General features: G+C 60.5%; 11 protein-coding genes. 6 read left to right on the forward strand and 5 right to left on the reverse strand.

The window, feature by feature from the left end; all coding sequences use genetic code 11:
• The first annotated feature begins 132 nt into the window (after nucleotides 1-132).
• The 5 genes from H281_RS0133935 to H281_RS0133955 all read left to right on the forward strand — a co-directional run bounded on the left by H281_RS0133935 (nucleotide 133) and on the right by H281_RS0133955 (nucleotide 4,658).
• Complete coding sequence (locus H281_RS0133935; protein ID WP_027805187.1) at nucleotides 133-1,410, forward strand: ABC transporter permease; 1,278 nt, start codon at nucleotides 133-135, stop codon at nucleotides 1,408-1,410.
• A gap of 15 nt (nucleotides 1,411-1,425) precedes the next feature.
• Nucleotides 1,426-2,265 carry an ABC transporter permease gene (locus H281_RS0133940; RefSeq protein ID WP_020071570.1) on the forward strand — a complete coding sequence of 280 codons (840 nt, stop codon included), beginning with the start codon at nucleotides 1,426-1,428 and terminating at the stop codon, nucleotides 2,263-2,265.
• 152 nt (nucleotides 2,266-2,417) lie between these two features.
• On the forward strand, nucleotides 2,418-3,479 hold the full coding sequence (locus H281_RS0133945) for an OmpA family protein (protein WP_020071571.1): 1,062 nt from the start codon (nucleotides 2,418-2,420) through the stop codon (nucleotides 3,477-3,479).
• Nucleotides 3,480-3,614: 135 nt separating this feature from the next.
• Complete coding sequence (locus H281_RS0133950; protein ID WP_020071572.1) at nucleotides 3,615-4,250, forward strand: response regulator transcription factor; 636 nt, start codon at nucleotides 3,615-3,617, stop codon at nucleotides 4,248-4,250.
• A 12-nt stretch (nucleotides 4,251-4,262) separates the two neighbouring features.
• Nucleotides 4,263-4,658, forward strand: a complete 396-nt coding sequence (locus tag H281_RS0133955) for a hypothetical protein (RefSeq protein ID WP_020071573.1) — start codon at nucleotides 4,263-4,265, stop codon at nucleotides 4,656-4,658.
• Between the two features lie 289 nt (nucleotides 4,659-4,947).
• On the opposite strand, the gene H281_RS37430 is transcribed toward H281_RS0133955, so the two are convergent.
• The gene (locus tag H281_RS37430) at nucleotides 4,948-5,121 is read right to left on the reverse strand and encodes a hypothetical protein (protein ID WP_020071574.1); all 174 of its coding nucleotides are present in this window, start codon (nucleotides 5,119-5,121) and stop codon (nucleotides 4,948-4,950) included.
• 277 nt (nucleotides 5,122-5,398) lie between these two features.
• Here H281_RS37430 and H281_RS37435 point away from each other — a divergent pair, with 277 nt between their 5' ends.
• Nucleotides 5,399-5,650 (forward strand): hypothetical protein, encoded by a 252-nt coding sequence (locus H281_RS37435; RefSeq protein ID WP_241077943.1) that lies wholly within the window; start codon nucleotides 5,399-5,401, stop codon nucleotides 5,648-5,650.
• A gap of 110 nt (nucleotides 5,651-5,760) precedes the next feature.
• Here the strand turns inward: H281_RS37435 and acnA are convergent, their stop codons facing one another.
• The 4 genes from acnA to H281_RS0133980 form a co-directional block, all read right to left on the reverse strand.
• Nucleotides 5,761-8,478, reverse strand: coding sequence for an aconitate hydratase AcnA (gene acnA / locus H281_RS0133965; RefSeq protein WP_020071576.1), 2,718 nt, complete (start codon nucleotides 8,476-8,478; stop codon nucleotides 5,761-5,763).
• A 45-nt stretch (nucleotides 8,479-8,523) separates the two neighbouring features.
• On the reverse strand, nucleotides 8,524-9,975 hold the full coding sequence (locus H281_RS0133970; protein ID WP_020071577.1) for a bifunctional 2-methylcitrate dehydratase/aconitate hydratase: 1,452 nt from the start codon (nucleotides 9,973-9,975) through the stop codon (nucleotides 8,524-8,526).
• A gap of 24 nt (nucleotides 9,976-9,999) precedes the next feature.
• On the reverse strand, nucleotides 10,000-10,509 hold the full coding sequence (locus H281_RS0133975) for a hypothetical protein (RefSeq protein WP_020071578.1): 510 nt from the start codon (nucleotides 10,507-10,509) through the stop codon (nucleotides 10,000-10,002).
• A gap of 104 nt (nucleotides 10,510-10,613) precedes the next feature.
• On the reverse strand, nucleotides 10,614-11,210 hold a 597-nt coding region (locus tag H281_RS0133980; RefSeq protein WP_020071579.1), incomplete at its 5' end, for a citrate/2-methylcitrate synthase.

The following is an 11,210-nucleotide window of genomic DNA, read 5'->3' on the forward strand; positions in this document are numbered from 1 at the left end:
TAAAGCGCTAACTGCCGTCGACAGCTCTGCATGGGACGGCAGTAAGCGCTAAAGCGCTAACTGCCGTCGACAGCTTTGCATGGGACGGCAGTAAGTGCTAAAGCACTAACTGCCGTCGACAGGAGAACGGGTGTGACTACGATGACGATCGCCGCCGATTCGACGCCGGAATCGACCGGCCGGCTCAAGCGTGAACTGAAGGCCGCTGAAGCGAAAAAGCGCGCCACAGCGCTGCTGCTTATCGCGCCGCTTGCGATTTTTCTGCTGCTGATCTTCGTCGTGCCGATCGGCGCATTGCTGACGCGTGCCGCGCAGAATCCGGAAGTCGTGAACGCGCTGCCACATACGCTCAGCGCTCTGAGCACCTGGGATCGCAAGACGCCGCCGCCCGATACCGCATACGCCGCGTTGGCGACCGATCTCACCGCGATCGCCGACAGCGATGGCATGGGCGCCCTCGCGCGACGGCTCAACGTGGAGGTTCCAGGATATCGGTCGCTCATTGCCAAGTCGGCGCGCGCCATGCCGTTCGTCGACGACAACAACAAGCCGTTGCAACTATCTCCCGCCCAGTTCCACGCGAAGTTCGCCGAACTGGACGAACGCTGGAGCAACATCGCGTACTGGCAGGCCATCGCGAAGAACGGCAGCCCGTATTCGCCGTTTTATCTCCTCGCTTCGCTCGACCACAAGCAGGACGCGTTCGGCCATATCATCCCGACCGATCCCGACCAGCAGATCTATCTCGCCGTTTTCAGCCGTACTTTCGTGATCGGCGCGGCAGTCACGCTTTTTGCGCTGCTGCTTGGTTACCCGCTTGCTTACTGGATTTCGACGCTGCCCGAGCGTCGCGCGAATCTCGTGATGATTCTCGTGCTGATTCCGTTCTGGACATCGATCCTGGTCCGCGTCGCCGCATGGATCGTGATCTTGCAGAGCGAAGGGCTCGTGAACAAAGCGCTGATCGGCAGCGGCTTGTTGCACGATCCGCTTGCGCTGCTGTTTAACCGCACGGGTGTGTACATATCGATGACGCACATCCTGCTGCCGTTCATGATCCTGCCGCTTTATAGCGTGATGAAGTCCATTCCGCCCACGTATCAACGCGCGGCGGTCTCGCTCGGCAGTCATCCGTTCGCCGCATTCTGGCGTGTGTATGTGCCGCAGACTTATCCGGGCATCGGCGCGGGCGCGTTGCTGGTTTTCATTCTGGCCATTGGCTACTACATCACACCGGCGCTGCTTGGTGGACCGAACGACCAGATGGTCAGCTACTACGTCGCGTACTTCACCAACGTGACGATCAACTGGGGCATGGCATGCGCGCTCGGCGGGCTGCTGCTTGCCGCCACACTCGTGCTGTATGCGATCTACGGACGCTTCACGCGCTCATCGCTGAGCCTTGGCTGAACGGAGCCCACCGCCATGAAACTCGCCAAGCCCCTCTTTGCGCCACACACGTCGCTGGTTGAGCGCGTATGGTATTTCGCATTGCGCGCGCTCGCCGTGCTCACGCTGCTGTACCTAATTCTGCCCGTGCTCGCGATCGTGCCGCTGTCGTTTTCATCGAGTACTTTTCTGGTATATCCGATTCCGGGCTGGTCGCTGCGCTGGTATCAGAATCTGATTGCGTCTGATGAGTGGCGCATGGCGGCTAAGAATAGCTTCATCGTCGCGCCGTCCGCGACGGTAGTCGCGACCGTGCTGGGCACGCTTGCAGCAATCGGGCTCACCAAAGCGAACTTCCGCGGCAAGGGGCTGCTCATGGCAATCCTCATTTCGCCGATGATCGTGCCGGTGGTCGTGGTGGGCGTCGGCATGTATCTGTTCTTTGCGCCGCTCGGTCTCGCCAATACGTATATCGGCCTGATTCTCGCGCACGCGTCGCTCGGTGTGCCGTTCGTCGTGACGACGGTGGCCGCGACGCTGCAGGGTTTCAACTACAACCTCGTGCGCGCGAGCCTGTCGCTCGGTGCGAATCCGGTGAAGACGTTCTTCCGCATCACGCTGCCTGTGATTGCGCCGGGTGTGATCTCAGGGGCACTGTTCGCGTTCGCGACATCGTTCGATGAAGTCGTCGTCACGCTGTTTCTCGCGGGCGCCGATCAGACGACGCTGCCGCGACAGATGTTCACCGGCATCCGCGAAAATATCAGCCCGACTATTGCGGCGCTCGCCACCATCCTGATTGTCTTTTCGACGTGCCTGTTGCTGGCGCTCGAGTGGCTTCGTGGCCGCAACGCGGCGCGCGCGATCAGGGCATAAGTGTGGGCCCGCGTGTATCGCCAGGTTCATTGAGGCAGCACGCCATTCGACAACTCTTGACATTGTTCTAAGATTCATCCCATTCCGCGGGCTTGTCCGTCTCGTCATACTTTTATCCCTCGATAAGAAGATGCGCGAGACGCAGACATCTAATGAAAACCCCGCTAACCGTGCTTGTGTGCGCGCTGACGCTGACAGCTTGCGCGGACCACGCCGCGCGCGCACGGCTCGGTATCCAGGATTCCACTCTGCTCAGATCCGGCGTTGGCGCCTCGCAAGACGAGGCCGCAGGCGCCGCCAACCCGCAATGGGTCCAAACCTACGCAATTGTCCATAACGGCGCTTCGGCGCTGGCCTCGTTGCAAGCGCGACTCGACCGCATGCCGCCGCAACCGAACGATTACTTTCGCGCGAAGGCGCAATGCTGGATCAACGCTGCTCAAGAAACGCGGCAGGCTGGCGACCATTGGGGTTTCGCCGAAGAAGCCATCGGCGAGGCGGCGGTCATTACCATGGGTCTTGAAAGCGGCAAGCCGGTATCCGCTGCTAATCCTGCGCTGCGCACCGTGTCCACTGTGCGGCCCGATCTTTGGCAGATCGTCAATACCATCAAGTCGGATCCCGCCGTCGCGTCATGTCACGAGGCGCAACCGCCGCTGGCGTGCGCCGAAGTAGAGCTCATGCAAGCTGGACACGACGCATGGATGCGAAGCTTCTCCAATGCAGAAAAGCGTCTGCCAGATATTCAGGACAACTTGCGTAAGTCAGCTGAAAGGGTGTTGCAATGCAAGCAGGACGTCGCCGCGAACGCAACGACACCGAATGCGAAGTCACCCAGGACAGTCACGTTACGCGCCGATGCTTTGTTCCGTTTCAACGGCGGCAACGACGTCGCGATGCTTCCCGCCGGAAGGCGCGCGCTGGACATGGTGGCTCGCGGTTTAAAGACCGATGCGTCGCCTGGCGGTTTGACAATCACCGGCTACAGCGACCGTCTCGGCGACACCGCGCGTAATCACAGCCTGTCACTGCAACGTGCAGAAACGGTAGCGCGGTATTTGCGCACTCGCGGCGTTACCTCGCCGATTGCGACTCGCGGCCTGGCCAGCGCAAATCAACTGGTCGAGTGCCGACAAACCAGGCGTGATGATCTGGTGCGGTGTCTCGCACCGAATCGCCGCGTGGAGATCGAGTTCGCCGTTGCCGCTCCGTAACGTGCCTTTGTATCGCCGCCGGACGTCAAAGTCCACCACGCATGTGGCGCGACGGCAGCAGACGGCCGCAATGGTCTGCAAGGGCCGTGATGGGCCGCAACCGGCATTGGATGTTTTTCAGGAGGAACGCAACACATGTCAACTATTCTGATAATCGACGACCATCCAGCGTTTCGGATGATCGTCAGGTTGCAGCTAATGCAATTGCTGAGCGTCGAACAAGTGATCGAGGCGGACAACGGTCAGAGCGCCGTCGAAATGGCTCGTCAGCACAAGCCCGACCTCGTCATACTGGACCTCGACATTCCGCGTATCAGCGGACTTGACGTCATTCCGCGTCTCAAACTCGCGCATCCGTCGATCCGCGTTCTGGTGCTGTCGGGGCACGACCCGGCCACTTTCGCGCCGCGCGCAATGCGCTCGGGCGTTCATGGTTTTGTCGGTAAATCGCAGGAGATGAAAGAGATCATGCGCGGCGTGGAAGCGGTGCTTGCCGGCTACACCGTATTTCCGGTCGCGCCCGACGGCGCGACCATTACGCCGGGCGCGTCGGCGACCGGTGATGAGGGCAGAATCATGTTGCTCTCCGACAAGGAACTCGTCATTTTGCAGATGCTTTCGAAGGGAATGTCGAATAAGGCGATCGGCGACGCGCTGTTCATGAGCGACAAAACAGTGAGCACCTACAAGGGCCGCATTCAGGAGAAACTTGGGCTGTCGTCGCTGGCGGCGTTGATTGAGTTCGCATCGTTGCATAAGCTGGTCGACTAGATTTTTTGCGGTATGGATAAGACGAATTTCAACTGTGCTTTCGAGCCCGTCGAGTCTTCTGAGCCGACGGAGCCTTTCGATCCCGGCTATCTCGACTCGCTCGCGGACGAAGGCATCGACCTGGACGCGTTTCTGAACGGCTGGTGTCGAGCGATGCGTGACGATCTCGGCCGCCTCAGCGACATACGTTGCGAACTCGAATCGGCGCAATTGCCGGCCTTGCTGCACAGAGTGAGTGGCGCAGTGGGTCTCGTGGGCGCACAGCATTTAATGCACGCACTGCGGCACGCGAGTACCACGCCGTCTGAGCGCAGTGCCGGCTGCATTGACGCACTCATAGCGCGTGGAAGGACTTTGATCGCGCAACTGGAAGCAGCGTCTTATCCACACCGGAACACATCATTATGAATAGGCCGCTGGCGTTGATACAGGGCGCTCTGGCGCTTCCCAGTGCACGCCCGCTGTCGGGTCTGCCACCGCCTTTCGGCTCGTGGCGGCGGTCGACGTCGCACAGACAACAACGCGTCCCTCAAGCGGCGATCCCCGGCGTGCCACGATATGCAGCATCTGCGAACCATCGCGGTCGAATTCCGCAGAACCCAAGAATTCTGTTCCTCTACAAGCTGCCTCAGCGGCGAGACGATTCGCATCGGTTCGATGAACAATTGGCTGAAGCGAAACGTTACCTCCAGGCAGATCACACGCGGCCGAGGTCGTCACGGTCGGACCATGTTCTGGGCACGGCCATCTTCGTGAGTTGCAGCGTAGCGCTCGCCTGGCTACTCGCGACATGTTCCACACACGAAGTCGCCGGCAGCTTCGAAACGGCGGCAAGACCGTCTGCGGCGGCGATACAAGCCGGCCCCGTCATAGTAAGTCCGTTAGCGAATGTTCGGCCTGAGTTGGCCCAAACGGCGTCAGAAGCAGTAGAAACGCATTCAACGATTACGCACGCGTTGTCGTCAGTAAAGGCTGCGTCGCCGGATGCCGTGCATCCTGTCGAGACGCCAAGCTTGTCTCAGCGCGCGGAGTCGCAACGGTCAGCGAACAAGTCCCGCCATACCGTCGCGGCTGACCGTGTCGCGAAGCTCCGTCGATCGACTGCGGTGGGTCACGCAATCGACGCAGAGATCGAACAGCATGCACGGTTGAGTCGTCCTATCGAATCTCCGGTGCGCCTCTCGCTTTCGAGCCAGCCGGAAACGTCTACATCGCAATCGTCTGCGAACGATTCTGCCGAGCGCGCCGCGTTGCGCGATTGGGCTGTGCAGCAGCGGCGCGCAAATGTCAGTGTGCGTGCAAGTGGGCCTGCGCCGGGCGACATCGACTGGAACGCGCACATGACGCAGCGCCGGATCACCGACAACCCGGCGGCGTTCCAGACCGGCCGCGCACAGTAATAATCGACGAAAAAAAAAGCCCGACCAAGGTCGGGCTTTGAAAGTCGGCTGCGCCCTCCACAGGACGCAGCCCCTGCAAAACAGCCAAGCTGTTTGCGTTGCCGCGATGCTTAAGCGGCCAGCAGCGAACGCAGTACGAACGGCAGAATACCGCCGTGCTTGTAGTAGTCCACTTCGATCGGCGTGTCGATACGCAGCAGCACCGGAACGCGTTTCTCGCTGCCGTCCTTGCCGCGGATCACGAGCGTCACTTCCTGCTGCGGCTTGAAGTCTGCGCCGAGGCCTTCGATGTCGTACGTTTCTTCGCCGGTGATGCCGAGCGACTGCACGCTATCCGAGCCCTTGAACTGCAGCGGCAGAACGCCCATGCCGACCAGGTTCGAACGGTGAATCCGCTCGAAGCTGCGTGCGACCACGGCCTTCACGCCCAGCAATTGCGTGCCCTTTGCAGCCCAGTCACGCGACGAACCGGTGCCGTACTCTTCACCTGCAAACACGATGGTCGGCGTGCCGGCGTCGATGTACTTCATCGCTGCGTCGTAGATCGACAGTTGTTCGCCGCTCGGCTGATGAATCGTCAGGCCGCCTTCCACGCGCGAGCCGTCTGCCTTCGCCGGGATCATCAGGTTCTTGATCCGGACGTTCGCGAACGTGCCGCGCATCATCACGTCGTGGTTGCCGCGGCGCGAGCCGTAGCTGTTGAAGTCGGCCTTCTGCACGCCGTTTTCCTTCAGCCACTTGCCTGCCGGCGAGTCTTCCTTGATCGAGCCAGCCGGGCTGATGTGGTCGGTCGTGACCGAGTCACCGAAAATGCCCAATGCGCGCGCGTTTTTGACTGCCGCGATGCTGTCGGCCGGCGTCATCGAGAAATCGTTGCCGAAGAACGGCGGCTCGGCGATGTACGTCGACTTCGGCCAGTCGTAGACCTGACCTTCTTCGCCTTCGATCTTGCTCCACAGGTCGCCCTTCTTGGTCAGCGACGCGTAGTTCTTGCGGAACGCGTCGGCGTCCAGCGCAAACTTGAGCAGGTCGTTGACTTCGTCGCTGGTCGGCCAGATGTCGCCGAGGTACACGTCCTTGCCGCCCTTGCCCTTGCCGACCGGTTCGGTCATCAGGTCGCGCGTGATATTGCCGGCGATAGCGTAAGCCACGACCAGCGGCGGCGAGGCCAGGAAGTTCGCGCGGATGTTCGGGTGAATACGCGCTTCGAAGTTACGGTTGCCCGACAGAACCGCTGCCGCGACGATGTCGTTCTTCGTGATGGCTTCGTTCAGTTCCGGCGTCAGGTCGCCCGCGTTGCCGATACAGGTCGTGCAACCGTACGCAGCCAGCGTGAAGCCCAGTTTGTCCAGATACGGCAGCAGGCCGGTTTTCGTCAGGTACTCGGTGACGATACGCGATCCCGGAGCCAGCGACGTCTTGATGTGCGGAGCGACCGTGAGGCCGGCTTCGACAGCTTTCTTCGCGAGCAGGCCGGCGGCCAGCAGCACGCTCGGGTTCGACGTGTTCGTGCACGACGTGATCGCGGCGATCAGCACGTCGCCATTCTTCACGTTGACGCCGTTGCTCGTGGTGTACTGCGCGTCGAGATCGGCTTCCTTCTTGGCAAAGCCGTTTTCTGCCACCGGCTTCGAAAACAGGTCGCTGAAGGTCGACTTCACATTGCCGATTTCGATGCGGTCTTGCGGGCGCTTCGGGCCAGCCAGCGACGGCGCGACGGTGCCCAGATCCAGCGTCACGACCTTCGTGAAGTCGATGTCGCCTTCCTTCGGAATACCGAACAGGTTCTGAGCCTTGAAGTAGTTCTGGAACGCCGAGATTTCGGCGTCCGTGCGGCCCGTGCCCTTGAAGTAGTCGATGGTTTTTTCGTCGACCGGGAAGAAGCCCATGGTCGCGCCGTATTCCGGCGCCATGTTGCCGATCGTCGCGCGGTCCGGCAGCGACAGCGAGCGCGTGCCTTCGCCGAAAAACTCGACGAACTTGCCGACAACCTTTTCCTTGCGCAGCAGTTCGGTGATGGTCAGCACCAGGTCGGTCGCCGTCACGCCTTCGCGCAGTTTGCCCTTCAGGTTCACGCCGACCACGTCCGGCGTCAGGAAGTACACCGGCTGGCCGAGCATGCCGGCTTCAGCTTCGATACCGCCCACGCCCCAGCCCACTACGCCGATACCGTTGATCATCGTGGTGTGGCTGTCGGTGCCGACCAGCGAATCCGGGTAGTACACGGTGTCCGCGCCTTCGGCCTTCTTGTGCACGCCGCGTGCGAGGTATTCGAGGTTCACCTGGTGAACGATGCCGACGCCCGGCGGCACGACCTTGAACGTGTCGAATGCCTGCATGCCCCACTTCATGAACTGGTAGCGCTCGTTGTTGCGCTGGAATTCCAGTTTCATGTTCAGGTCGAGTGCATTCTTTTCGCGGAAGTGATCGATCTGCACCGAGTGGTCAACCACCAGATCGACCGGGACCAGCGGTTCGATCGACTTCGGATTCTTGCCCACGCGTTGCGCCACGCCGCGCATTGCCGCGATGTCGGCGAGCAGCGGCACGCCGGTGAAGTCCTGCAGAACGACACGCGACACGACGAACGGGATTTCGTCGACGCGCGGAGCGGTCGGCTTCCAGTTCGCCAGTTGCGTGATGTGTTCTTCGGCGATTTTCTTGCCGTCGTAGTTACGCAGCACCGATTCCAGCACGATTCGGATCGAAACCGGCAGGCGGTCGATCTTGATGTTCAGTGCCTTGCCGAGTTGCGGCAGGGAATAGAACTTGCCTTTGCCGGAACCGCTGTCGAATTCCTTGAGCGTTTTGTGGAGGTTGTGGGCCATGGTGTTTTCCTTGGTTTGATCGCGGAACTACAGTACTTAACTTGACTAGATGACGTACAAATCGACGTACTCATTGACCGGCATGGCTTCGAGCCGTGCCTGATCCAGCGACACGTCGAGAATCGCCAGTTGTTGCTTGACCGGGAAGCGGCGCGCGAGGTTGGTCTTGAACTTCTCCACCAGCAACGGAATTCCGTCTTCGCGACGACGCTTGTGACCGATCGGGTATTCGACTACGACTTCGTCGAACTGTGATCCGTCGTTGAATTCGATCGTCAGTGCATTGGCGATCGAACGCTTTTCGGGATCGTGGTAATCCTTTGTGAACTGCGGGTCTTCCACACATGCCATTTTTGCGCGCAGCACATCGATACGCGGGTCTTGCGCGACCGCGTCTTCGTAATCCGCAGCCGTCAGTCGGCCGAAGATCAGCGGCACAGCAATCATGTACTGAATGCAATGATCGCGGTCGGCCGGATTGTCGAGCGGACCTTTTTTATCGATGATGCGTAGCGCGGCTTCGTGCGTGCGGATCGTGATCTTGCGGATGTCTTCCACGCGCCTGCCTTGCAGCTGAAGCTGCGCATGTAACGACATCGCCGCTTCCACGGCGGTTTGCGCGTGGAACTCGGCCGGAAACGATATCTTGAACAGCACGTTTTCCATCACATAGGAACCGTACGGGCGCTGGAACTTGAACTCGTTGCCCTTGAAGAGCACGTCGTAAAAGCCCCACGTTTTCGCGGTCAGCACCGACGGATAGCCCATCTCGCCCGTCTTCGAAATAAGCGCGAGACGAACTGCGCGCGAGGTCGCGTCGCCCGCGGCCCACGATTTGCGCGAGCCGGTGTTCGGCGCGTGGCGGTACGTGCGCAGCGCTTGCCCGTCGACGAGCGCCTGCGAGACCGCATTGATCAGCTCGTCGCGCGTGAGGCCGATCATTTGACCGACTACCGCCGTCGACGCGAGCTTTACCAGCAATACATGATCGAGCCCGACCTTGTTAAAGGAGTTTTCGAGCGCGATACAGCCTTGAATTTCGTGCGCCTTGATCATCGCGATCAACACGTCTTTCATCGCAAGCGGCGCTTTGCCGGCTGCGATGGCAGTGCGCGAGAGCCAGTCGGCTGTCGCGAGAATTCCGCCCAGATTGTCCGACGGATGCCCCCATTCGGCGGCGAGCCAGGTGTCGTTGAAGTCGAGCCAGCGGATCATGGCCCCGATGTTGAAGGCGGCCTGAACGGGATCGAGCTGAAACGACGTGCCCGGCACCTTTGCACCGTTGGGGACGATCGTGCCCGGCACGATGGGTCCCAACAGCTTGGTGCAGGCAGGGTAGGTAAGCGCCTCGAGTCCGCAGCCGAGCGTATCGATCAGACAATGACGCGCGGTTTCCAGCGCGAGCGTGCCGTCGATCTGATAATCCAGAACGTAATCGACGATATCGACCAGGACTTTGTCCGGATCGGGTCGCACGTTGGAAATCGGAGCGGACATCGGGGAGCTTTCCTGACGACGTGATTAGTTGCCGAGCTTGTTGATTGCGTTCGACTGCGTCGGGGCCGGTGCGCCCTGCGCCATCGCCGCCGTTTGGCATTCGTCGGCCAGACGCGAGCTGTCCTTGTCCTGGAACAGCATGGCCTTGGTCGGGATCACGACCAGATCCATGCCGGTTGCGGCGTCGTGGAAACGGTCTGCGCCCGTGGTGGTCGCTTCGCGCGGCAAGTTGTAGTTTTTGTTCGCCCAGTGAACCGTGACGATCTGGTCACGCTTCATGTCGCCCTTCAGTTCGAAGGCCAGACCTTCCTTGCACGACCACTTTTCCGCGCCTTCCGGTACCGGATCGACCTTGGCTTCCTTGGCGGGGTTTTCCTTACGCTTGATGAGGCGGCGCGGTTGCGGGCGCTTTGCAACAGCCTTCTTGGCAGCCGGCTTTGCGGCAGTCGCCGTTTCTGCGGCGGCGTCGGTCGCGACGGTCAACATTGTGGTGGACAGGGCGCCGACGACGGCGGCGATCAACAGCTTGTTCATGGGAGAAAACCTTTCTATCTAATTTCAGTTAAACATTGCGCGGGCTACCGGTCCTGGCGGCCGCGGGGTTGAACTGCACGCGCCTAGAAAGCGCACAGCGACCGCTATTTTCTCCTATTTAGCGGCACGTACTTCAAATTCTCAGGTCCGGTGTAATTCGCGCTCGGGCGAATGATCTTGTTGTCGAGCCGCTGTTCGATGATGTGCGCACTCCATCCGGCCGTGCGTGCAATGACGAAAAGCGGCGTGAACATCGCCGTGGGCACGCCCATCATGTGATACGACACGGCGCTGAACCAGTCCAGGTTGGGAAACATCTTCTTCGCTTCCCACATCACCGATTCGAGTCTTTCCGCGATGTCGAAAAGCTTGTTGTTGCCCGCTTCCTTCGAAAGCTTCTTCGCCACTTCCTTGATGACCTTGTTGCGCGGGTCCGAGATCGTGTAGACCGGGTGACCGAAACCGATCACCACTTCCTTGTTCTCGACGCGCCGGCGGATATCGCTTTCCGCTTCGTCCGGCGTCTGGTAGCGCGACTGGATCTCGAACGCGACTTCGTTCGCGCCGCCGTGCTTCGGTCCGCGCAGCGCGCCGATTGCGCCCGTGATTGCCGAGTAGATGTCAGAACCGGTGCCCGCGATCACGCGCCCCGTGAACGTCGACGCGTTGAACTCATGCTCGGCATACAGGTTCAGCGACAC

It is taken from the genome of Paraburkholderia caledonica, assembly GCF_000383275.1.
Taxonomy (GTDB): domain Bacteria; phylum Pseudomonadota; class Gammaproteobacteria; order Burkholderiales; family Burkholderiaceae; genus Paraburkholderia; species Paraburkholderia caledonica.